Here is a 24039-nt window from a genome sequence, read left to right on the forward strand (position 1 = left end):
CGGCGGTGACGGAGAAGGCCGAGACCTTCGCGTTCCACGTGCCCGCGACGGCGGCTCCTGGCGCGGCCATCGCGGTGCAGGCGTCGGCCATCGACACCAAGGGGCACGTCGTGCAGGCGGCCCCGGTCGAGGTCGTGGTGATCGACTCGGTTCAGCCGGTGGTGCAGATCACGGGTGCGACGACCGGCGCCACGCTGCGGCCGGGGCAGTCCACTACGGTGCTGGTCACCGCCGACGATCTCGGCGGCATCGCCAACGTGACGTTCGTGGCCGGTGGCCTCGTCGTGCGCACGGATTCGCGGACGATCGCGCCGCCGCAGAACGCCGTCGTCACCAGCTTCACCGTGACGGTGCCCGCCACGGCGAAGCCGGGGCAGACGCTGACGCTCGACGCCCTCGCGACGGATCGCGCCGGCAACGTCGGGACCGCCGCCAGGGTCATTCTGCCGGTCGCCGACACGCTCGCGCCGACGGCGGCGCTGCACACGTCGACGGGCAGCCAGGCGGTGGCTCCGGGACAGACGGTCACGATCGTCGTCGACGGCGAAGACGAGGGTCTCCTCGCCGAGCTGCGCCTGTCGGGCGCCGGCGCGATGACGTTCAACGACGCGAAACAGGTCACGCCGCCGGCAGGCAGCGCCAGCCGCACGTTCGAGCTGAACGTCCCCGGGACGATCGCGATCGGGGCGCAGATTCAGCTCACCGCCACGGCGATCGATCTCAGCGGCAACGTCAGCGCGCCGGCGACGCTGACACTCACCGCCGTGTCGACGGTCACGCTGACGCTGCCGCCGTCGCAGATCGTGAAGGCCGGCAGGACCGCTGCGGTGACGGCGCAACTCGGGCAGCCCGCGCCGGCAAGCGGCGTGCGGATCGATCTGTCGATCGACGATCCGGCGCTCGCGGCCGCGCCGCCGTTCATCACCTTTGCCGCGGGAGAGACCAGCCGGACGTTCGAGCTGACTGGCCTTGCCGGTGGGACGACCACCCTTCGCGCGCTGTATCAATCGGCGGAACGGGCGAGCATGACCGTCACGGTGAGCGGCGGCAACGTCACCGGCACCGTGCTCGACTCGCGCCTGAACCCCGTCGCCGGCGCGCAGCTGACCGTCAGCGGCGGCGGCGTCTCCAAGAGCGCCACCAGCGCCGCCGACGGCACCTACACGGCCGAGGGGATCCCCGGACCGAACGTCGCGGTGAAGGCGCTCGATCCCGTGACGCGCCTGCGCGGCTACACCACCGGCACGATGAACGCGAAGGACGGATCGATCAACCTCTCGGTGGTGTTGATTCCGGCCGCCGCGGTCGAGGGCACGGTGTTCCAGGCCGACGGCACCACGCCCGCCGGCGCGAACGTTCAGGTCGACATCCTCGAGTCGAACGGCACGCTGGCGACGGTGTTCACCGACGCGCAGAGCCGCTACGCGTTCCCGCTCGTCACACTCGGCGACTACACCGTCCGGGCGGCGGCCACGGACGGCAACCGCGGCAGCGCGGCGCTGACCCTGGTCGAGAGCGGCCAGGATGTGACGCTGCCGATCGTCTATCTCGGCCACGGCACGCTGACCGTGACGGTGAAGAACGGCGCCGGCGCGGCGGTGCCGAACGCGGCGCTGACGCTGCGGACGTGGGACGTGTTCGGCGCGAACCCGCCGGTCGTCGTCAATGCCGGCGCCGCCGGCACGTTCACGTTCGATCACGTCCCGGTCGGCAGCTTCTCGCTCGAAGCGCGCGATCAGGGCACCGGTCAGGCCGGCAGCATCGCCGGCAGCATCGTGTCGCACCAGCAGGCGCTCAGCCGCGACGTCGTGATCGCCAGCTTCGGCGCGATCCACGGCACCGTCTTCCGCGCCGGCGGATCCACGACCGTTGCCGGCGCGCAGGTGTCGGCGGCCGGTCGTCTCACCACGACCAACGAGACCGGACAGTACCGGTTCGACATCCTGCCGCTCGGCAACTACACGATCCGCGTCAGCGAGCCGGGCACACGCGCGGTCGGCTCCGCCGGCGCGACCATCGCACTCAACGGTCAGGACGTCGCCGCGAACGTCACGCTGATGCCGCAGGGCCGGCTGCTCGTGACGGTGCGCGACGCGAATGGCGCGGTGGTGCCCAACGCGTTCATCGAGGCGCAGCTGTCCGGCGGCGGGTTCGCCGACACCATTCTGGCCACGGCCGACGGCAACGGGACGGCGCTGATCGAGCACGTGCTCGCCGGTGTCGCGACCGTGAGGGCGACCTCCGGCGCGCTGGGCGGCATCACCTCAGTGACGGTGGCACCGGGCGCGCTCGTCGAGGTGACCGTCTCCCTCGAACCGACGGGACAGATCACCGGGACGGTCTACGAACCGGATGGACAGACGCCGGTGACCGGCGGCTCCGTGCGGCTCGAGCTCTATCGCTCGGTGCCGATCGGTCCGGACGGCGTCTACAAGGCCGATCTGCTGCCGAAGGGAGCCTACACGCTCCAGGTCCATGACAGCAGCTCGCGTCTGCGCGCCATCTCCAGGACGCCGCTGGAGATCCAGAGCAACGGCCAGGTGCTGACGCGCGACTTCACGCTCGTCGGAATCGCCCGCGTCAAGGGCAAGGTCGTGTTCAGCGACGGCCGGCCGGCGCAGTCGTTCGCCGTCACGCTCCGCAGTCTGAATCCAGACTTCGGCACGGTGACGGGCACGACGACCGATGCGGCCGGCAACTACGTGTTCGAGAACGTCGCAGCCGGCGCGTTCACGGTGTCGTCGGGCGACTACGATCAGCAACTGCTCGGCGAAGCCTCCGGCGCCATCGTGCAGCACGCGCAGGACGCCACCGCCGACATCGTCCTGACCAACAACGCGGTGACGCTGCCGCAGACGCTGTTCGACGGCAACGCGCATCCGTTCGTCGTCCGGCGCGACGGTCAGCTCGGCACCAACAGCGCGTTCGGCGCGGCAGGGTCGGCCGACGGGTCGGCCGGCGGCGCCAGCGTGCTGGAGATCGTCGCGAACGGCGCGGCGCAGGCGTTCCAGGGAGACCCGATCAGCACCGTGGAGGACGCGCAGCGGGAGTTCGTCACTCGTGACGCGAACCTGCACGGCCTCGTCGTGACGCGGAAGATCGCCGTTCCGCGCGACGGCTACTTCTCGCGCGAGCTGGAGCTGCTCACCAATCCGGGCACCGCGCCCATCACGGTTGACGTGCGGATCTCGAGCCGCCTGCGGCCGGCCGGCGGCACGCTGCCGATCGTGTTCGCGACCTCGAGCGGCGACTCGACGTTCGCAGCCGGCGCGGACGCCGACGCGTGGGTCGCCTTCCGCGACGGCCGCAACGTGTCCGGCCAGGTGGTCGTTCCGGGCCGCGCGTTCGTCGTCGGAAAGGGAGGCGCCATCCCGCTCGGCGCTGCCGGCGTGGTCGACGGCAATCCCGCCGACGCGGTCTACGGCTGGACGAGTGTCACGGTGGAACCGGGACAGACGATCGCGCTGCTGCACTTCGTCGTGCAGCAGACGTCGAGTGAGGCGGCTCAGGCGGCGGCCGAGCGGCTCGCCCAGCTGCCGCCCGAGGCGCTCCAGGGCTTGAGCCTCGAAGAGATCGGCCAGATCGCGAACTTCACCATGCCGGCCGGCGGTCACAGCACGATCGCGCCGCTGCCGCCGATGTCGGGAACGATCGACGGCCGCGTGTTCGACGGCGACACGCCGCCGACGGCGACCCCTGGGGCCCGCGTCTTCCTCGAATCCTCGAGCGTCCTGTATCGCCGGACGTTCAGTGTGCTCGCCGACGCCGCCGGGCAGTTCTCGTTCACGACCGTGACGTCAGACGCCGGCAAGCGGCTGATCCCGCAGGTGCCATACACGCTGCGCGCGCAGTACCCGCGCACGAACGCCATGTCGCCGGCTGTCGCCGGGGAGTTCCCGGAGGGCAGCGCGATCAGCGTCACCGACGTGGTATTCGGCAACACCGGCATCATCACCGGCGTCGTCCGCCGCGCCAACGGCGACGCCGTGCAGAGCGGCACCGTCCGCATCTCCGGCGGATCGTTCGATCCGTTCCTCGTCGACATCGGCGGCGGCGCGCGGTACCGGATCGCCGGCGTGCCGGCGGGCAGCTATACGCTGACCGTCTCGGTGCCGGTGGCGCAGGGCGGCACGAACCTGACCGTCACGGCGCAGGTCACCGCGGCCGCGGGCGCGACAACGCCATTCGACATCACGCTGCCGCAGACGTTCTCGATCGGCGGGACGGTGCTGCGCGCGTCCAACGTCGGCGCGCCAGGGGTGACGGTCTCGCTGACCATTCCCGACAGCACGGTCTTCACCCGCAGCGTCGTGACCAGCACCGGCGGTGCGTTCGCCTTCCTCGACGTGCCGCCGGGCAGCTACGTCGTCACCGCGGCCGAACCGCAGACGCAGATCAAGTCGTCGGCGGCCGTGGCCGTGAGCGACGCTCCCGTGACCCAGAACCTGACGCTCATCGCGGTCGGCTCGGTGACCGGCAAGGTCACGCTGACCACCGGAGTGCCGGCAGTCAACCGCCAGGTGGTCCTGCGTTACACCCTCGCCTCGGGCGTGAAGGGGCAGCTCGGGACCCAGACGAACGGCAGCGGCGACTATGCGTTCACCGGCGTGCCGGCGTCGACGTTCACGCTCGAAGTGAACGACACCGTCAACAACCTCTACGGCACCGCCGAAGGGCGGCTCCAGACCGACGGCGAGAACGTGAAGATCAACTTCTCGCTCATCGTCAACACGATCAATCTGCCGGCGACGCTCTACGACGCCAACGGCTTCCAGTTCACGTTGAACCGCGAGGCCGGCGTCACCAACACGAGCGTGTTCTCGAGCGAAGCCTCGGTGCTGCAGATCAACACCGGCTCCGCAATCGTGCGGATGACCGCGCCGAATGTCGGCGTGCGCGAGCTGGGCAGCCGTCAGATCCGGTTCACCGGAACCGCCGGGCAGTTCGCCGTCACCCGGAAGGTTTACGTGCCGTCGCGCGGCTACTTCGCGCGCTACATCGAGACGTTCCACAACCCGACGTCGCAGCCGTTGACATTGGAGTTCTACGTCGCCGACGCGCTGCGCTCGACATGGGGCACGCCGTTCGTTCACACCACCTCGAGCGGCGACAACATCGTCTCCGCGGACGGCGACGAGGCGACGCGCGACCGCTGGGCGATCTTCGACGACTCTCCCGACGCCGATCCGTTTGGCAACACCGGCCAGATCCCCGCCGTCGCCTCGGTATGGGCGGGCGGTGCCGGTGTGGCGGCCGCGCCCGGCCAGCTCTCGTTCGTCACGCCGCAGTTCGGTCTCGCCGGCTTCACCAGGCGCTGGAGCGGCATCACGCTGCAGCCGGGCGAGAAGTTCTCGGTGATGCACTTCGTGGTGATGCAGACCAGCCGCGCCGCGGCCCTGGCATCGGTGGAGCGGTTGGCTCAGTTGCCGGACGAAGCGATCGAAGGGTTGACGGACGAGGACCGTGCGACGATCCGCAACTTCGTCGTGCCGCAGGCGGGCGGCAGCACGCTGCCTCCGCTGCCGGCGCTCGACGGCAAGGTGCAGGGTCATGTTTACGGACCGGTCGGCACCACACCGGTAGGCAACGCCTCGGTCCGGCTGACCAGCACCCACCCGATCTTCGCGCGGACCTTCCAGGCGACGACGGGCGGCGACGGCGCGTTCTCGTTCACAGGCTCGTTCGCCAATCCGAACGCGCCGATCGCGGTGGCGATCGCGGATTACACCCTGCGCGTCAGCACCGTGACCAACGTGACCGCGACCGCCGCGGGGACCTTCCCGGAGAACGACATGGTGTCGACGACGGACATCCGGCTGACCCAGAGCGGGTCGCTGACCGGCATCCTGCGCCGCAGCACCGGCACGGCCGTGGCCGGCGTGGCCGTCACCGACAACTTCGGCCGCTCGGTCACGACCGGCGCGGACGGACGCTTCACGTTCGACACCTACCGTCCGGGTTCGGTCACGCTCACCAGCATGCTGCTCCCGCCCGACGGGCAGTTCGGCAGCGAGCTGCTGGCTGGACGCAGCTACACCATCCTCGCCGGCCAGACCATCGAGTCGGATCTCACCTTCCCGGCCAGCGGAACGCTGCTGGGGACGATTACACGCAGCGGCGGCGCGCCGGCCAGCGGCGTCATGGTGTCGGGCTACGGTCCGAATCCCTTCACGCGCTGGACCACGACGGACGACCAGGGACGGTACCGGCTGGACGACCTCCTTGCCGGCGCCTACCAGGTACAAGCGATCGAGCCGCGCACGCAGCGGCCGAGCACCGCGAGCGTCACGATCGCCAACGGCGCCACGACGACCCAGGACTTCACGCTCGTCGCGGTCGGCAGTGCGACGATCGCAGTCAAACTGGCGAACGGGCAGCCGGCGGTGACGTCCTTCGTCTGGATCGATCCCTCGAACACCCAGAACTGGCAATGGGTCGGGTCCACGGACAGCAACGGCGTCACGACGATTGCCGATATCGCCGCCGGGACGTTCGGCATCCGCGTCTCTCACCCGCTGAACTCCGACCTCTATGCCTACGCCACGGCGACGCTGACCGACGAAGGGCAGAATGTCCTCGTCGCGATCACGCTGCCGCCGACCGGCACCGTGACGGGTGTGGCACGCACGCCGAAGGGGCAGGCGATGCCATTCGCGCAGGTGTACCTGTTCACCGCGCAGCCCGACCAGGCGATCGAATCGCTCAACGCCGACGGCCAGGGGAACTTCGCGTTCACCGGCGTGCCGCTCGGCCAGGCGATGCACCTGACGCTCTACCATCCGCTCAGCTCCGAGCTGCGGCGCGACGGCCAGATCTTCACGCTCGCCGCGGACGGCGAGACGCACCATGAAGAGATCGTCCGCGCCGCGACGGCGCGCGTCGTCGTCACCGCGACGCGGCCGGACGGGACCAAGTGGAACGGGCTCAGCGTCTACGCGAAGGATTCGGTGAAGCCGTTCTATCGCCTCGTCGGCTCGACCGACGCCAACGGCGTGCTGACATTGTTCGGCGTTCCCGAAGGGGCGTTCTCGTTCCGGTTCTTCGATCCGGGCGCCGGCATCCTGCTCCACGAAGCGCAGGGCGCCGTCACTCCCGCCGACGACGACGGCATCGTCAACCTGGCGGTCCAGTTCGCCGCGGCGCGAGGGGTCGTGACCGGCACGGTCTACGCGGCAGACCAGGCAACGCCGGTCCCCGACGCGCCGGTCGACATCTTCAACGTCGACGACGGCAAGTTCGTGGCGCACATGACGACGGACGCGAACGGCGGCTACACCTTCTCGAACGTGATCTTCGGCCAGGGCGGCTTCCGCGTCCGGGCGGCATCGCGGTGGAACGCGGCGCTCGCCGGCACCTCCGTCGGCACGATCGGCGCCGAGGGGCAATCGGTGGTCGTCAACGTGACCATTCCCGCGGTGCTCGGAACGGTGTCGGGCAAGGTGACGACGCCGGGCGGAGAGGCGATCCCCGGTGCGGCGATCTACCTCCTCGAGCCGAACGCGACGGAGGTCTACGCCGGCGCGACCTCGGCGACTGGCGAGTACCAGATTGCCAATTACCTGGCGCCGCCCGGCGGGTTCGCCGTCGTGGCGCGCATCGGCGGCGTCAGGACGCAGGGCGACGCCGCATTTGCCGCGCAAGGCGGCACCGCGAAAGTCGATCTGGTGCTGAGCGTGCGCAAGGTGGCGATCCCGGTCCGCGTGCTCGGCGGCGACGCGGCCACGCCGGTGCAGAGTGCGTCGGTGGCGGTCTACACCACCGCCGATGCGTATCTCGCCGGCGGAACGACCAACGCGAGCGGCCTGGTGACGGCGGGGCCTGCCTGGATTCCGCTGGCCGGCGTCAAGATCGTCGCCGACTACCGCGGCGAGACGCAGATGTCGATCGTCGTGCCCAGCTTCGACCCGGCGATTCCCATCGACGTCGTCCTGCCGATGAGCGTGGTGAAGGGACGCGTGCTGTTTGCCGACCTGAGCGCCACCAACCGGCCGAACGTGTTCATCGAAGGGGCGGACGGCGTCGCGCGCCAGGCGCTCAACACGACGACCAGCGGCGACTACGTCGTGTTCGGCACGAGCGTCGGTCCGTTCAAGCTGACCGGACAGGACCGGCTCTCGAATATCCGCACCACCGTGGAGGGCGAGATCGCAGCGATTGCGACGGCAGTCACGCGCGAGGTAGTGCTGCCGCCGACCGGCACGGTGGAGGGCACGCTGTTCGACGACAAGGGCGCGCCGATGCCGCAGCAGCTGGTCGAGCTGTCGTCCGACGCCCTCGCCTTCACGCGCTGGGCGCAGACGGCGGCGGACGGCAGGTTCCAGTTCGCGAACGTTCCCGCGGGCGTCGTCGCGGTCTACGCCGCACCGTATACCGACACCGGCCGCCTGTTCATGAACACGGCGGGGACGGTGGCAGCGGGCGCGACGCTGACGCTGAATCTGCACCCGGTGCCGACCGCGACGGTCACCGGCACCCTCGTGGATGCGGGCGGACTCCCGTACTCGTCCGCCTCGGTGCAGATCGAGGCGTTCGGCGGAGCGAGCCCGAGCGCGTACTTCGAGGACTGGGCCGACCTGAACGAGGACGGCACGTTCACGTTCACCGGCGTGCCGATGGGGCCGATCAAGCTGACCGCCTCCACGTGGGACGGCGATCACGGCGCGGTGCGGTACCTGCAGCTGACGCCGGAGACGGCGCCGGTGACGCTCACGCTCGGGACCGGCGTGCCGCTCAACCATGCGATGGCAGGCGACAACGGGTTCGTGTTCAGCGTCACGTCGACGGGCTCGCTGCGGCAGGGTGCGCCGGCGGCCGTGCCGGCATCGGACTGGCCGTTCGACTACACGTATGAAGCGTCCACCAACGACGACTACTTCTGCTGCGCCGACATCGCCGGCGTGAGTGCCGACGGACGGAACCTGACGTTCGGCCCGCTGGCGCAGGACGCGCTGCTCCAGACGCGCAAGGTGTTCGTGCCGCAGAGCGGCGCCTTCGTCAGGTTCCTCGAGATTCTCGAGAACCCGCTGGCGGTGCCGGTCAAGGCCACCGTGCAGATGTGGTCTCCGCTGCGGCCGAACGCGTCACGCACGAAGGTCGCGGTCGCGCCGGGCGACACCGGCAACACCTATCTCGTGCTCGACGACACCTTCGCCGGGCGAACGCCGACGGCGCCGGCGGTCGCGCACGTGACCGGCGGGACCGGCGCGGTCGCGGCGAAGACGGTCTTCACCTGGGCGCCGAAGTCGGGCGAGAGCAACTACGCGGAGTATCAGTGGACCGTGATGGTGCCGCCCAACGGCAAAGTGGCGATCATGCACTTCGGCGTGGCGCGGCAGCCCAACGACACCCCCGGCGCGCAGTCGCAGGCGTTCTCACTCGTCAACCTGACCGATCCGGAGGCGCTGGCCGGGATGACGGACACCGAGAAGGCGGCAGTGAAGAACTTCATCATCCCGGTGCCGCCCGGCGGCGGCGGGCAGTAGATCAGGAGCAGTCATGCGGTTCATCGAGAGAGCAGTGATCGTGGCGGCGGCGGTTCTGATGGCGGCTGCCACCGCGTCGGCGCAGGATCGACCTGTGCCCGAATTCATCGTCCGCAATTCGGCGGACCAGGAAGTGGCCAGCAGCGTCATGTCGGTGCAGCCCAAGTGGCTGCTGGTGTACGTGGCGCCCGAATGCCGTCCCTGCAACGCGTTGATGCGCGCGCTGCCGAAGTGGCAGAGCGCGGAGCTGATGGTGCGCGTCGTGCTCGTCGTCGCCGGCAGCCATGCCGGCGCGAAGGCGTGGATCGAGAAGACGCTGCCGGCGGACATGCAGACGCTGACGTGGTACGCGGATCCCGAGCGCCGCGCGGCGAAGGCGCTGGAGCTGACCGGCGCCCCGGTGCTGATCGGCGTGCGCAACGGAAACCTGGAGTGGCAGCTCGGCGGGGTGCTCAACAATCCGGCGGCGCTCGAATCGGTCGTCCGCAGCTGGGTGGAGGATCGGAAATGACTGGCTTCACCGCGATCCTGGCGTGGGTGTTGGCTGCGCAGGCGCCGGCCCCGGCACAATCCAGGCCGGCGCACGTGATTACGATGCGCGCCGATCTCGAGAGTCCGGCCGCGTCGCGCACCATGGTGGTGCTCCGCGGGTTCGTCGAGCGTCATCCCGGCGTCGCCGCGATCGAGTTCCGCATCGCGCCGCCGGCCGGCACCGTGCGCGCGGTCGATCGAGCGGTACTCGCGGCGCAGGCGCAGAACGCCGGTCTCGGGATGGCTGAATTGATCCTGGCGAATCCGGACCGCCGCAGCACGGATGATTTCGTCGCCATGGCGCGCCAGCTGCGGCTGGACGAATCATTCTTCCGCGAGGCGCTCGCGGGGGATGGCGCCGACCGCGCCGCGGCGGACGATCTCGCGGCGGCCGCGGCGGCGAAACCGCCGCGACCCGTGATTGTGGCGATCGACGGCGAGGCGCTGGCCTCGCCGCCGACCCTCGCGGACCTCGAATCGAGGCTCGTGAAGCGGTGATGCTAGCGCGGCGCGCCGGCCATCTCGCGGTTCCTGCCGCGATCGTGCCGCCCTTCGCCGAACTCCTCGATCATCTTCCTGTTGAACGCCGGGATGTCGTCCGGCTTCCGTGAGGTGACGAGCCCGTTGTCGGTCACGCACTCCTGATCGACCCAGTGCGCCCCGGCGTTCGTGAGATCCGAGCGGAGCGACGGCCACGACGTGACCTTCCGGCCCTTGACGCCGCCGGCTTCGATCAGCGTCCACGGGCCGTGGCAGATCGCCGCGATCGGACGCCCGCTGTCGACGAACGCCTTCACGAACGCCACCGCTTTCGGGTTCATGCGCAGCCGGTCGGGATTGATCACGCCGCCGGGCAGCAGCAGCGCGTCATACCCATCCGCGGACGCACTCTCCAGCGGCGCGTCCACCGCGACCTCGTCGCCCCACTGGGTGTGGTTCCAGCCCTTCACTTTTCCCTGCTGCGGCGATACCACGTGCACGGTGGCCCCCGCGGCTTCCAGCGCCTTCCTGGGCTCGGTCAGCTCGACCTGTTCGAATCCGTTGTCCACCAGCGCGGCGACGCGCGTATTCTTCAGTTCACCTGCCAACGCCAGCCTCCTTTTCTACCTTACACATCCGGCCGACATCCGGCTGGGTGCCGGTCAGCCAGCCCTTGGCGATCCCGTCAGGACCACCGGCTGAGGTTTGTTGACTTCGAACCGTCCGCGGATCGTCGGGCCGTCAATCATCTCGACGAGCCGGGACAGTTCCTTGCGCATCCTCTCATCTGGTGCAACGCCGGTACCCAGCGTCAAGCGGTGAGCGGCCAGCGGCCAGCGGAGAGCGGCAGGGCAGCTGCAGCTCAGCGCACGCGCAGTTGCACCGCGAGGACCAGGCGTGATTCTTCGCTGAGTACGTGCAGTTGATCGATGTAGTCGAGCAGCTCGGCGCGCCCTTGCTGCTGCAGGATCCGGCGCACGTCGAGCCGAAGCCGGTCTCCTTCGAGTCGGATGCCGTGCGGGAGCGTCCCCGACGATTCGAGCGCGGGTCCCGCGAGGCGCAGCAATCCGCCGGCGCCGGTCATCCGCAGGACGAGCTCGGGATGTTCGGGGAGCTGCGGCTGCTGATCGATGTGCAGCGAGATGCTGAACGCCGGCAGGAACGAGGGCTTCGCCAGCTTGAGCTGCACGTCGATCTGATTCGACGCGCGCGGCTGCAGGGTGACGGTGCGGACCACCGTCGACGAGGCGACGAACGCGGCGACCGCTTCGTTCAGCAGACGTTCGCTGAGCCTGACGACCGTGTACGATTCCGAGCCCGCGAGATCCGTGAAGCCGGTGGTCTGCAGGCGGGTGAGAAGGGAAGCGAGTCTCGAATCCATGAATGGCCGCAGCCTCAATATAGAGGCTGCGGCCCTGCTGCGCCTAGCCGGAGGTCGAGGTGCGCCGGTTCGGATCGCCGCTCCACCCGGGATCTCCCTCGGTGCCGGTTGCGCGCCGCGCCGCGTCACGGACCTGCATCGCGGCGTCAGCCGCCTTGCCGGCGACGTCCTGGACCCGTTCGGCCGCCTCGCCCGCGGCTTCGCGCGCGCGCTCGACCACGTTGTCGCGCGCTTCGCCCATGAGCCGGTTCTCCGTGTCGCTGGCCGGCAGCGACATGCCGATCGCGATCCCCACCAGCGCTGCCGCGGCGCCGACCACGAGCGGATTGTCGCGGATCACGCGCTCGAGGTGCATCGCGCGCTGTGGTTCGCGCCGGTACGGCCGGATGTCGCCGGCGAACTCGGGCACGCGCGACGACTCGCCGCCCAGGCTCCCGTAGTCGCCATACGCGCCGGTCGTGCCGACCGCGATGCCGGGGTTGTCACGCCCCCAGTCGGTCTCGCCGGCGTCGTAGGCGCTCTCGCTTCCGTAGCCGGTCCCCGTGCGATAGCTGCCGTAGCGCCGCATCCGCGAGTGCCGCCGCCCGTCGTTGCGGCGGTTCATCAGCAGCCAGGCGGCCCCGACGCCGATCATCGCCACCGGGATCGGATTCCCCTTCACCGTCTGCGCGAACGAGGTGTCCATCACCCGGTCCGCCGCCTGCCCTGCTGTATTCGCCATGCTCTTCACCTTGTCGGTTGCCGCGTTTCGTACCGTTTCGCCCGCCTGCGCCACGAGGTTCGACGGCCTCAGCCGCTCCTCGATCGCCTCGATCGTTTCCGACATCTCCATCCGCGTCTGCGCGATCTCTTCGCGAATCTCCTGCGTGCGGATCTCGGTTTCGTCCTGCGCGAGCCGATCGCCTAGGCGCCCTGTCGTGTCGTCCATTTCGCATCCTCCTTGAGACTTTGAATGGCCTGCGTCGGGACGACGCTGGTATTGCGGAGCCCGCTGGCACCCTTGGCAACGAGTCCGTAGCCGATCGCGATCGCGGCGAGCGCGACGATGAGGGCGGAGAGCCAGGCGGGAACGCCGAGCTGCGACAGGGCGATGACGATCGCGGCGGCCAGCACGAGCAGTCCGGCGTGGGCGAGCGCCCCGCCGATCGCGGCGGTCGCCGCGTGCCCGCCGGCGGTGCGCGCCTTCGCCGTCATCTCCGTCGTCGCGAGCTCGACTTCCTTTCTTACGAGACGCGCGGTTTCGCCGGACAGCTCGGCCATCAAGTCGCCGAGCGAGCGATTGTCTTGCGGAGGCATCAGCGCCGTCCCGCGTTGGTGGACGCCGGCGGATTGTTCGTCGCCCAGCCGCCGTAGCCGCCTTCACGCAGCTCGCCGCCGTCCCCGTAGGCGCGGCCGGCGTCGCTCACGCGCCGTGCGTGGCCGTTGCCGCCCGAGCTTTTCAGGAAACGCGCGCCGAGCACGCCGGCGGCAAACGCCGAGGCGATGAAGATCGCGGGACGCCGGCGCGCCAGATCCTGCGCTTCACGCGCGAGATCGCCGACGTTGCGGTCCTTGAGGCGGGTGGTGAAGCGTTCGAGCTGATCGGCCGCCTGCTCGATGTACTGTGCGATCGTGTCGTGGTGCTGGTCGCGCAGCTGCCGGCTGCTCTGCCGGACTGCCTGCGCGACGCTGCCGAGGCCGTCGGTCGCGCGATCCTTCTGCGCGCCGAGCTGCGACGTGGCGCTCGCCTTGACTTTGTCGACGAGGCCCGTGCCGCTGCCCGTATTGTTGCGATGTTCCATGTAGTGACCCCCTGAGTGATGCGGGGGTCATTGGAACAATCGTGCCAGCTACTTGGCGAGCGTCGCTTCCTTGCTCGGAGCCGGGGCGTTCGCGTTGCGGTGCTTGGCGATGTTGGCGGCGGCGCGCGCCCGTTCGGTGTTCACCGCACCGTTGAACGTCGCGCCTTCCTCGAGCGCGAGCTTGGTGGTGATGAGGCTCGCGTCCACGTTCGCCTTCGGGCCGATGTCGACGGTTTCCGCGGTGATGTGCCCCTCGAGCCGGCCGTCGATCGTGACGGACAGCGCGGTGACCGATGCGTTCACGCGCGACCCTTCGGCCGCGACGAGCCGATGCTTCGGGAGATCGATCGTGCCTTCGAACGTGCCGTGGATGGTGATGTCTTCCGTCGCCGACAGTTCGCCCTTGATGTTCAGTCCAGCCCCGGTTTGCATCCGCTTACTTTGCCATACCCGTGCCGCCGGCGGCTACACTGAAGAGATGTCCCTTTCGCGGGCCGTAGCCCGCCAGGTACCTCCCGCCGTACGTGCCAAGGGGCTGGAGTACTTCGGCCGCGGCGCGGTGGTGCACGCCGATGCCGCGACCGCGTCCCTCGTCGATGCCATCGTGCGCGGAACTCGGCCGTATCGCGTGAAACTGTGGCGCGAGAAAGGGACGCTTCTCGGATCCTGCGAGTGCAAGTACTTCGTGGACCGCGGCGAGATCTGCAAGCACATCTGGGCGGTGCTGCTCGAGGCCGAGAGGAATGGGTATCTGACCAAACCGTCCGAGGACCTGTCGCGGCTGCGGCTGGTGCCCGACGGCATGCCTGGTCCCGAGGCCGCCAGGCGCCACTCGCCGGAATGGGAGCGATTCTTCCAGGAGGTCTCGCAGAAGCTCGCGCGCGACGAGGCGGACGTGCGGCCGCCCCGTTTCCATGACGCCGAGATCATCTATGCGATCGACCGCAATGCCTCGCTCGCCGGCGCGTCCGTCGCGCTGGATCTGATGTCACGCCGGCGCCGCAGCAACGGCAAGTGGAGCAAGCCGAAGCCGGCCGGCGTCTCGACCCGCGACGTCGCCACGCTGCCGGATCCGATCGATCGCGAGATCGTCCCGCTGCTGCTCGGCGCGAGCGACGTGTATGGATCCGGCTACGTCGGCGATCTCGGACGGGCGTCGTTCCGCCTCGCCGGCCCGCTCGTCGATCGCGTGCTGCCGCTGATCGCGCAGTCCGGGCGCGCCGTGCTGCGCATCCGGCGCCAGCCGACCGACGAACTGATCCCGCTGACGTGGGACGACGGACCGCCGTGGATCTTCCGGCTCGAGGTCGGCCACCTCTCGCGCGACGAGAGCGTCTCGATCGACGGCGCGCTCGAGCGCGGATCCGACCGGCTGCTGATTCGCGAGCCGACGATGGTGCTGCCGAGCGGCTATCTGGTGCACGCCGGCCGGCTGGCGCGGCTCGACGCGCGCGGCGCCTTCACGCTCCTCGCGCAGCTGCGGGGAACCGGGCCGCTCTCGATCCCGCCGGGCGCGACCGGACAGCTGGTCGACATCCTGGCGCGTTCCGGCGTCGATCCCGCGGACCTGCCCGAAGAACTGCAGTTCGAGGTGGTCGCGCACTCGCCGATGCCGATCGTGCAGGTGCGCGCCGACGAGCGCGGCGGCGCGCCGAGCCTGCTGGCGACCGTGACGTTCGACTACGAAGGGGTCGGCGTCGATCCCGGCGCGGGGACGACGACGTTCGATCGCGAGCGGCGGCGGCTGGTGCGGCGCGACCTCGCGTTCGAGGAGCGGGCGCTTCGCCGCCTGACGGAGGTCGGGTTCACCCGGCGATGGGATTTCGGCTTCGCGCGGCATGCGCTGAGCATCGCGCCGCCGCAGCTCCCCGTCGCCGTCCGCGTGCTCACCGCCGAGGGCTGGCGGGTGGAGGCCGAGGGACGCGCCTTCCGCCCGGCGCAGTCGATGCGCTCGGAGGTGCGATCCGGCATCGACTGGTTCGAGCTGCACGGCATCGTCGACTTCGGCGGGGGACTCACCGCGCCGCTGCCGCGGCTGCTCGAAGCGGCCCGGCAGGGGAAGACCACCGTCACGCTGGACGACGGCAGCGAAGGGATGGTGCCGGAGGATTGGCTGCGGCGCTTCGCCGGCATCGTGAGCGCCGGCGAGGAATCGGGCGATCACGTGCGCTTCAAGGTGTCGCAGGCGGCGCTGCTCGACGCCGCGCTCGCGTCGCAGCCGGCGGTCAGCTTCGACGAGCGCTTCATGCTGGCGCGTCAGGAGCTGGCCACGCTCGGCGGCGGCCTCGAACCGCTCGAGCCCGCCCCGTCGTTCGTGGGGCAGCTGCGCGACTACCAGCGTGACGCGCTCGGCTGGTTCACGTTCCTGCGGCGGTTCCGCTTCGGCGGCTGCCTGGCGGACGACATGGGACTCGGCAAGACCGTCATGGTGCTGGCCTGGCTGGATCGGCTGCGCGCCACGCGTGAAGCCAAAGGGCCGTCGCTCGTCGTCGTGCCGCGATCCGTCGTGTTCAACTGGATCGACGAGGCCGCCCGCTTCGCGCCAGACTTGAAAGTGCTGGATTTCAGCGGCGCGGATCGATCGGTCGAACAGGTTCGAGGGCATCATCTGGTGCTCACCACCTACGGCACGCTGCGCCGCGACGCGCTGCTCTTGAAGGACGTCGAGTTCGAGTACGCGATTCTCGACGAGGCGCAGGCGGTGAAGAACGCCAACACCGCCGGATCGAAGGCGGCGCGGCTCCTGCGCGCGCGACACCGCCTGGCGCTGAGCGGCACGCCGATCGAGAACCATCTCGGCGAGCTGTGGAGCCTGTTCGACTTCCTCAATCCGGGGATGCTCGGGACGTCCTCGTCGTTCGCGCGGCATGGCGTGGCCGCGGCGCGGCGCGATCCCGCGGCGCTGGACGTGCTGTCGCGCGGCGTGCGCCCGTTCATCCTCCGCCGGACGAAGGCGCAGGTCGCGCCGGAGCTGCCGCCGCGCAGCGAGCTGACGATCCGCTGCGAGCTGCAGGGCACGCAGCGCGAGCTGTACGACGAGCTGCGCGATCACTACCGCGCCGCGCTGCTCAACCGGATCCTGCGCGACGGGATGCAGAAGTCCAAGATGCAGATCCTCGAGGCGCTGCTGCGCCTGCGCCAGGCGGCGTGCCATCCCGGGCTGGTCGATCCGCGCCGCGCGGACGGTCCGTCGGCGAAGTTCGACGCGCTCGTGCCGCAGCTCGCGGAAGTCCGCGAGGAAGGGCACAAGTGCCTGGTGTTCTCGCAGTTCACCAGCCTGCTCGCGCTGCTGCGCAAGCGGCTGGACGCCGACGCCGTCGACTACGAGTATCTGGACGGGAAGACGCGCGACCGTGAGGAGCGGGTGAAGCGGTTTCAGGAGGATCCGACCTGCAGCGTGTTCCTGATCAGCCTCAAGGCGGGCGGCCTGGGGTTGAATCTCACCGCGGCGGAATACGTGTTCCTGCTCGACCCCTGGTGGAACCCGGCCGTCGAGGCGCAGGCGATCGATCGCGCGCACCGCATCGGGCAGACGCGGCACGTGTTCGCCTATCGGCTGCTGGCGGCGGACACGGTGGAGGACAAGATCGTCGAGCTGCAGCAGACCAAGCGCGAGCTGGCCGACGCGATCGTCCGGGCGGACACGGGTCTGCTGCGCAGCCTGAAGCCGGAAGACCTCGAGGTTCTGCTGAGTTGAGGCTCGAGGGTCGGGTCAGCGGCGGGCGGCCTCCGCTTTCATGCGTGCCATCTGCGTGCCGAGGGCCTGCAGCTCCTCGCGCGACATCACGCCGCGCGCGGTGCGGAACATCGGGCCTTCTTCCTCCTGGATGTGGTGCTCGATGTTCTCTTTCAGCACCTTGAACTTGGCGCCCCAACGTTCGTCGTCCGTCGCGACCGCGTGCAGCTCCTTGACGATCAGATCGGCGACGTGATGCTCCTGGAATCCCTCGAGCACGATCTCGCGGGCTTCCGGATACTGCTTCAGCGCAGGGTAGAGCAGCTGCTCTTCGATCAGTTCGTGCGCGGCCAGCTCCGCGGTGATGGTGTTGAGCAGGTCGCGGCGCGCGGTCCTGGCGCGATCCGTCGTGTCCTCGCCGCGCTTCAGCAGGTCCTGCAGACGGCGGTGATCGGTTTCGAGGAGGGTGATGGCGTCCACGTCCGCGGACGCGCCGGGCAGCCGCCTGGCGACCGCGGCGACGGCGTTCGCGACCGCCCCCTTGACGGCGGTCTTGGCGGAGGAGAGGCGGGAGGGTTCCGGCGGTTTGCGCCGCCGCGTCGTCCGGGTCGCGGCCGCGCGCGCGGCGGTCTTGCGGCGCGCGGTGGCGGTCTTCGCTCTGCGCGCGGGGGTGGCCTTCTTGCGCGCGGCGCCGCGCGTCCGCCCTGTATTGCCGGCGCTTTTTCTGCTCGGTTTTGTCTGCTTTCGAGACGTTCGCTTGGCCAAATCGCCTCCTCGTGCGGCGAGCCATGCAAGTGCCCGTCCCGAAAACGGGGACTGTCCCCATTTCCGGGGGCGGGACAATGACTTACGGGCAGGGGCAGTCGGAAACCGGCCGGATTCGTCGCGTTTCGCCGCGCGCCGCCCCGGAAACGGGGACAGTCCCTATTCCGCGCGGAGGGCGACGAGGGGATCGACGCGCGAGGCGCGGCGGGCGGGGATCAGGCACGCCGCCATCGCCACCCCCGTCAGCAGGACGGTGATCACCACGAACGTCAGCGGATCGGTCGGCGTCACCTGCACCAGCAGCGTCCGCAGCACCCGGCTCAGACCGAACGCGCCCGCCAGCCCGATCGCCAGACCCAGCCCCATCTGCCACAGCCCCCGGCGCAGGATCAGCCACCGGACGTTGCTGTCGTTCGCCCCCAGCGCCATCCGCACGCCGATCTCGGTCCGCCGCTGCGTCACCGAGTAGGCCATCACCGCATACAGCCCCACCGCCGACATCACCAGCGCGATCGCCGCGAAAATCGCGAACAGGCTGCCGAACACGCGGTACGGCCACATCTGCCGATCGAGCATCTGCCCCATCGTCTGCACGTTCTGCACCGGCTGATCGGGATCGACGCTGCGCATCTGCTCGCGGACCGCGCTCATCACGCTCCCCGGCGGCAGCGCCGTGCGGACGAGGATGTTGCTGAACCCGGGCGGCTCCTGACGCGCCGGAATGTAGACGACGTTGGTCGGCTGCGCGTCCTGCGAGTTGGCGTGCCGGATCGTCGGGCTGATGCCGACGACCGTCCGCCACACCGCCGGCGGCTGCGGCTTGTCCGCCGCCTGACCCGGCGGCGGCGTCTGGACGAACCGCAGCCGGCGCCCGATCGGATCCTCGTTCTTGAACACCTCCGCCGCGAAGCGCTCGTTGATGATCACGGTCTCGGCGCCGGCGTTGCCGTCGTTGTCGTGGAACACCCGCCCGCGCCGCAGCTGCACCCCGACGGTGTCGAAGAACCCGGGGCTGACGACGACGGTGCTGACCCGCGGCGCCTCCTGCTCCGCGCCGCGCACCGGCTCCCCTTCGAGCTCGTACTGGCGCGTGCCGGACCCGAACGGCGGCACGCTCGTCGTGAACGCGACCGACTGGACGCCCGGAATCGTCGCCAGGCGCGGGGCGAAACTGTCGTAGAACGTCCGCCGCGCCTCCGCGTTCGGATACTTCGTGTTCGACAGCCCCAGCCCGATCGTCAGCAGGTTGTCGGTCTTGATCCCCAGGTCGAGCGTGTACAGCTTCATGAAGCTGCGGATCATCAGGCCGGCGCCGACCAGCAGCACCAGGGTGAGCGCCAGTTCGAGCACCACCATCGTCCCGGTGAGCCAGCGCGCGCGCATGCCGCCGGCATTGCCGCGCCCCCCTTCCTTCAGCACGTCGTTCACGTTCGTCTTCGTGACCTGCAGCGCCGGCGCGAGGCCGAAGATGATGCCGGTCAGGACGCAGATGGCGGCGAGGAACGCGAACACCGTCGCGTCGAACGTGAAGATGACCCAGTAGGGCTTGCCCGAGCCCTCGACCGCGCGGTCGAACAGCCGCACGCCGATCACCGCGAGCCCGAGCCCGATCGCGCCGCCCATGACGCCGAGACAGATGCTCTCGATCAGCAGCTGACGGACGACGCGCCAGCGGGTGGCGCCGAGGGCGATCCGGACGGCGATCTCGCGCGAGCGGTGCACCGAACGTGACAGGAGGAGGTTTGCCACGTTGGCGCAGGCGATGAGCAGCACGAAGCTCACCGCGCCCATCATCGCGAGCATCACCGTCCGGATCGGGCCGCCGTTGAAACGCTCGTTGAACGTCTCGACATTGGCCTTGGGGTGTTCCTTGTTGGTGTCGGGATACGCCGCCGCCAGGCGCGCCGCGATGCCGTTCAACTCGGTCTGCGCCTGCGCTTTCGTCACCCCGTCGCGCAGCCGTCCGAACACCTGCACGTAGCGGGAGCTGCGCTTGTCTTCGGGCGCGCGCACCAGCGGCACCCACATCTCCGCGTTCGACGGGAACATCATCCCGTCGGGCATCACGCCGACGATCGTCGCCGGCTTGCCGTCGATTCGCAGCGACTTGCCGATCACGCTGCGGTCGTCGCCGTAGCGGTTCTTCCACAGCGCGTAGCCGAGCAGCACCACGCGCTCGGCTCCCGGGGCGTCGTCACCGGGGGCGAAGTCGCGCCCGAACAGCGGCTGCTGCCCGAGCAGGCTGAACGCATTCGCCGAGAGCCGGGTGGAGCGGACCGACTGCGGCGCGGCGCGATCGTCGGCGACGTTGGCGCCCGACACGGTGAAGGCGGCGAGGGCGGTGAAGCTGCGCGCCTGCTCGCGCCAGTCGTCGAGCTCCATCGGAGAGATCAGCGATCGCCCGCCCTGCCTCGGCTGCGCCGACAGCATGTAGAGCTTGTCGGAGTCCTTGTAGGGCAGGCCGCGCAGCAGCACCGCGTTCACCAGCGTGAACACCGTAGCGTTCACGCCGATGCCGAGCGCCAGGGCGATGATCGCCACGGCGGAATACCAGCGGTCCTTGACGATCAGATGGAGCGCGAACTTGAGATCTCTGAGCATCGCTGTCCTACCAATACGAGAGAAAGACACCGATGGTTAACGGAAGTTTCAGGACATAATCAGAGGTCTCGAAGGAGCGCGAATGACAAGCCCTCTGCGGCTGCTCGGCATGGCGGCCGCGTTGAATGTGAGCCTGGGTGTGGGAACGGCGGCGGCGCAGCGTGTGATGGTGCGGCACCTTCCAGTCGGCACCTCCGTCGAAGTGGTGCTGAACGGGGCGGCCGCCGGCACCGGCACCGTCGATCAGTCCGGGGACGTGACCATTCCGTTCACCTTGCCGGAAAAGGACGGCAAGGCCGAAATGGACGCCAACATCTTCGTCGACACCTGCGAGAAGATACGCCGGGTCGTCATCGCCGAAGTCTCGCGTCCCGCCCCGCCGGCGGCGGAGGGCTGCGATCGCCGCGAGATCAGCGGGCTGTTCTGGGTCCGCCGGGTCAACACCATCGTCATCGACGCGGCCCCCGCCAACCCGACGCTGCTGCTGATCAGCGGGAATTACACGCCGCCGCCGGACCCCGTGCCCGGGGAAGAATCGTCCGGCGCGTCGATTCCCCATGCGCCCCTGCCGCGCGGATTCGTGATGTTCGCCGGCGCCGGGCTGACCTCGTACCGCGACGTCCTCCCCCTCAACTGCGGCAACCTCCAGACCTGCTCGGGCGACGGGTCGCCCTACGCCTATACGTTCGGCGCGACGTACTGGATCACGCGCTACCTCGGCGTCGAGGGCAGCTTCCTGCATCCGCAGAAGGTCAAGATCTCGGGCGGCGACGGCTTCACGTTCGATACGTCGATGAACGTGGACATCTGGAATCTCGTCGCCAAAGCCGGCGTCCAGGCGGGTCCGGTGCGTCTCTACGGGCAGGGCGGCATGAGTTATCACCAGGCCACCCACGTGACCAGCCAGACGCTCGGCGACGTGTCCCAGCGCTTCGAGCTGCAGACCGAAGGCTGGAGCTACGTCTACGGCGGGGGAGCGGAAATCTGGGTGAAGCCGCGGGTGGCGCTGTTCGGCCAGCTCGATTTCGCGCGGCTGAAAGGGAAGGCGACCGACGACAGCGAGTTCAACATCGACGACCGTGCCCGCTCGCTGATCGCCGGCATCCGCGTGCACATCGGCGGCTGATTCGGGACGTGCGCCGCCGGGCGGCAGCCCGCGCTACTGCGTCTGGACGACGTCGACCAGCTCGATCTCGAACACCAGCGTCGCAAACGGCGGGATCGAGTTGTTGCGCGACGAGCCGTAGCCGAGCGACGGCGGCACCACGATCCGCCGTGCGCCGCCCACCTTCATCCCGGTCACGCCGCGATCGAACCCCGCGATCACCTGTCCGCCGCCGACCGTGAACGTCAGCGGATCGAGGCCGACCGACGAGTCGAACTGGAGCCCCTTGCCGTCGGTCTTGGTCGGATCGTAGAGCCAGCCGGTGTAGTTGACGATCACGATCTTCCCGGTCACCGCGTCGGCGCCGCTGCCGATTCGGAGATCGACCTGGCTGTACGGGGCGCCGGATGACGGACCGGTGGGACTCTCGGCGCAGGCGCCGACACCGATCGCGGCGGCGAGACACAGGATGGAAAAGAGAGCACGGATCACAGACGCGATCTTACCGCAGTCACTCAGGCCCGGTAACCGGTAACCGGTAACCGGTCGCCAGTAGCCAGTAGCCAGTAGCGGTAACAATATACTTGCCTAACCAACACAACGCCGGTTAGGCTCGTAATTGTATGCTCCACCGTGAAAAACCGGTGGGAAGGAGTGAATGTATCGGGAGAATGTGATTCACCATGAACTTGAACGTTGGCCCGAAGGCGGGCACGAGATGAAGTTCCATCTCATCTACGACGGCGAACTGCCTCCGGAGAGCAGGGCGAGCGCGGACCTAAAGCACCGTATCCGACAACAACTGCATCCTCAATTGCGTGCGCTGTGGTACGGGAGCGGTTCGCTTAAGTACCTAACCATGGCGGACCGAAACGGGAAGGCGGAAGTGGATCTCATTGCGAACGAGTACGAGCGCCACGGCGTACGGTTCGTACCGCTCGTCCGTTTGGCTAACCGCATGGGGTGTCGGCTCGAAATCTTGTTGTTGCTACGAGAGGAGCCGCACATTTTTTCCGGTGCTGGCGCAGGCGATTTAGACAATCGCGTCAAGACTCTCATGGACGGACTTCGCATGCCGACGCACCAAAAGAGCGATCTAGGAACCGCCGCGCTCGTCAGCCCGCAACCGGACGAGAATCCGCTCTTTTGCCTGGTCGAAGACGATCGGTCGATCTATCAAATTTCCGTTTCGACCGACAGGCTGCTAGCGCCTCCGCGTCCGGATCAGAAGCACCGCGACGTAATCGCGATTGTGAAGGCTCACATCACGAACGCGAACGGGACCGAGTTCGCGTACCTTTCCGCGAACTTGGGCTTGGAGACCGGGAAGCATTGAATCGCATGACGCGCCGCAGTCCGTCGTTGAACTGCTCCATCGCGCGTTCTGGATCATCGGCGCGGATGTCGGCCGCGTCTCTGTTGCGGGTGGGCTTTTTCTTCTCTAGCACGTTTGCGGCAACTCCGAGCCGATGAGCGCCTTGTAGGTGAGACGACGATTGACGATTCCAGCGAGTCCGAGGAAGAAGCGGCCAGCGTCATTCAACGAACGCTCGTTGAAGCGGAATGCCTGCTCATCGAGGTAGCGAAACAAATGGAACGGTTCGACCGAAACGTAGGTGCCCTTGATGGCGCGCTTGAGCAGCGACCAGAAATTCTCGCAGCCGTTGGTGTGGATCTGCCCATCGACGTACTTCTCAGCGTGGTCAACAACGAGATGTGTGAACTCGCGCTGCAATCCTTGATAAGAAAAATGCGCGTCGGTGTGCAGGGTCGAACCGGGGATGACGTGCTCACGCACGACGGGCTGAATGTGCCCCTTCTTTCGACCGGTGAGCACGCTGGTGCGGATGCGGCTCTGTCCGTCGTTGCCGTGGCGCTCCAGCAGGCCCATGACGGCGATCTTGCCCGCCATCGAGCGGCCCATAGTGATCCCCATGCGCTTCCGCTTCTTGATGTGCATGTTGCGCGCTTTGCCGCCAATGTAGGTTTCATCGGCTTCGACGTGCCCGCCGAGCTTACGACTCACATCGGAGTGCAACGCGAGACGAAGCCGGTGGAGCATGAACCACTCGGATTTCTGAGTCACGCCGAGTGCACGCGCCAGTTCGTACGAACTGATGCCGTTCTTGCAACCGGTGAGCAGCCACAACGCGGGCAGCCACTTGTCCAATCCGAGCGGCGAATCCTCAAACACGGTGCCGACCTTGAGCGAGAACTGTGCGCGAGGATGCTGCCCG

16 protein-coding genes (1 of these 16 running past the window's edge) are annotated in these 24039 nt (G+C 68.7%); 6 read left to right on the forward strand and 10 right to left on the reverse strand.

The window, feature by feature from the left end:
- The 3 genes in view from VFK57_00560 to VFK57_00570 are tightly spaced (at most 13 nt apart) and all read left to right on the forward strand, a layout consistent with a single transcriptional unit that may run on beyond the window.
- Positions 1-9482: the 3' portion of a carboxypeptidase regulatory-like domain-containing protein gene (locus tag VFK57_00560; GenBank protein HET7694176.1), read on the forward strand. The gene continues 7567 nt to the left of window position 1, outside the view; the window shows 9482 of its 17049 coding nt (coding positions 7568-17049); its start codon lies beyond the left edge, outside the window; its stop codon occupies positions 9480-9482.
- Between the two features lie 13 nt (positions 9483-9495).
- Positions 9496-9993, forward strand: coding sequence for a redoxin domain-containing protein (locus tag VFK57_00565; GenBank protein ID HET7694177.1), 498 nt, complete (start codon positions 9496-9498; stop codon positions 9991-9993).
- The gene (locus VFK57_00570; protein ID HET7694178.1) at positions 9990-10511 is read left to right on the forward strand and encodes a hypothetical protein; all 522 of its coding nucleotides are present in this window, start codon (positions 9990-9992) and stop codon (positions 10509-10511) included. The genes VFK57_00565 and VFK57_00570 overlap by 4 nt, the downstream gene beginning before the upstream one ends.
- A 2-nt stretch (positions 10512-10513) precedes the next feature.
- Here the strand turns inward: VFK57_00570 and VFK57_00575 are convergent, their stop codons facing one another.
- The 6 genes from VFK57_00575 to VFK57_00600 all read right to left on the reverse strand — a co-directional run bounded on the left by VFK57_00575 (position 10514) and on the right by VFK57_00600 (position 14087).
- Positions 10514-11101: a type 1 glutamine amidotransferase domain-containing protein gene (locus VFK57_00575; protein HET7694179.1), complete on the reverse strand. Its 588-nt coding sequence runs from the start codon at positions 11099-11101 to the stop codon at positions 10514-10516.
- A 254-nt stretch (positions 11102-11355) separates the two neighbouring features.
- The gene (locus tag VFK57_00580; GenBank protein HET7694180.1) at positions 11356-11874 is read right to left on the reverse strand and encodes a hypothetical protein; all 519 of its coding nucleotides are present in this window, start codon (positions 11872-11874) and stop codon (positions 11356-11358) included.
- A gap of 43 nt (positions 11875-11917) precedes the next feature.
- Positions 11918-12802, reverse strand: coding sequence for a DUF3618 domain-containing protein (locus VFK57_00585; GenBank protein HET7694181.1), 885 nt, complete (start codon positions 12800-12802; stop codon positions 11918-11920).
- Positions 12778-13170 carry a phage holin family protein gene (locus tag VFK57_00590; GenBank protein ID HET7694182.1) on the reverse strand — a complete coding sequence of 131 codons (393 nt, stop codon included), beginning with the start codon at positions 13168-13170 and terminating at the stop codon, positions 12778-12780. The genes VFK57_00585 and VFK57_00590 overlap by 25 nt, the downstream gene beginning before the upstream one ends.
- Complete coding sequence (locus VFK57_00595; protein HET7694183.1) at positions 13170-13655, reverse strand: hypothetical protein; 486 nt, start codon at positions 13653-13655, stop codon at positions 13170-13172. The genes VFK57_00590 and VFK57_00595 overlap by 1 nt, the downstream gene beginning before the upstream one ends.
- Positions 13656-13703: 48 nt before the next feature.
- Positions 13704-14087, reverse strand: coding sequence for a polymer-forming cytoskeletal protein (locus VFK57_00600; GenBank protein ID HET7694184.1), 384 nt, complete (start codon positions 14085-14087; stop codon positions 13704-13706).
- Positions 14088-14133: 46 nt separating this feature from the next.
- Here VFK57_00600 and VFK57_00605 point away from each other — a divergent pair, with 46 nt between their 5' ends.
- On the forward strand, positions 14134-17352 hold the full coding sequence (locus VFK57_00605) for a DEAD/DEAH box helicase (protein HET7694185.1): 3219 nt from the start codon (positions 14134-14136) through the stop codon (positions 17350-17352).
- A gap of 15 nt (positions 17353-17367) precedes the next feature.
- Here the strand turns inward: VFK57_00605 and VFK57_00610 are convergent, their stop codons facing one another.
- Together VFK57_00610 and VFK57_00615 are read right to left on the reverse strand one after the other, a co-directional pair.
- A complete protein-coding gene (locus VFK57_00610; GenBank protein ID HET7694186.1) occupies positions 17368-18096 on the reverse strand; it encodes a hemerythrin domain-containing protein in 729 nt (242 codons plus the stop codon).
- 159 nt (positions 18097-18255) lie between these two features.
- Positions 18256-20697 carry an ABC transporter permease gene (locus VFK57_00615; protein ID HET7694187.1) on the reverse strand — a complete coding sequence of 814 codons (2442 nt, stop codon included), beginning with the start codon at positions 20695-20697 and terminating at the stop codon, positions 18256-18258.
- A gap of 82 nt (positions 20698-20779) precedes the next feature.
- Between VFK57_00615 and VFK57_00620 the strand changes: the two genes are divergently transcribed.
- Entirely contained in the window at positions 20780-21823 is a 1044-nt protein-coding gene (locus VFK57_00620) for an outer membrane beta-barrel protein (GenBank protein HET7694188.1), read from the forward strand.
- Positions 21824-21856: 33 nt separating this feature from the next.
- On the opposite strand, the gene VFK57_00625 is transcribed toward VFK57_00620, so the two are convergent.
- Complete coding sequence (locus VFK57_00625) at positions 21857-22294, reverse strand: FKBP-type peptidyl-prolyl cis-trans isomerase (protein HET7694189.1); 438 nt, start codon at positions 22292-22294, stop codon at positions 21857-21859.
- 226 nt (positions 22295-22520) lie between these two features.
- Between VFK57_00625 and VFK57_00630 the strand changes: the two genes are divergently transcribed.
- Complete coding sequence (locus VFK57_00630; protein ID HET7694190.1) at positions 22521-23138, forward strand: hypothetical protein; 618 nt, start codon at positions 22521-22523, stop codon at positions 23136-23138.
- Between the two features lie 105 nt (positions 23139-23243).
- Here VFK57_00630 and VFK57_00635 read toward each other — a convergent pair.
- Positions 23244-24039: IS1595 family transposase (locus VFK57_00635; protein ID HET7694191.1), on the reverse strand; the 796-nt coding region annotated here is incomplete at its 5' end.

This window comes from Vicinamibacterales bacterium, from assembly GCA_035699745.1.
GTDB lineage: Bacteria > Acidobacteriota > Vicinamibacteria > Vicinamibacterales > 2-12-FULL-66-21 > JAICSD01.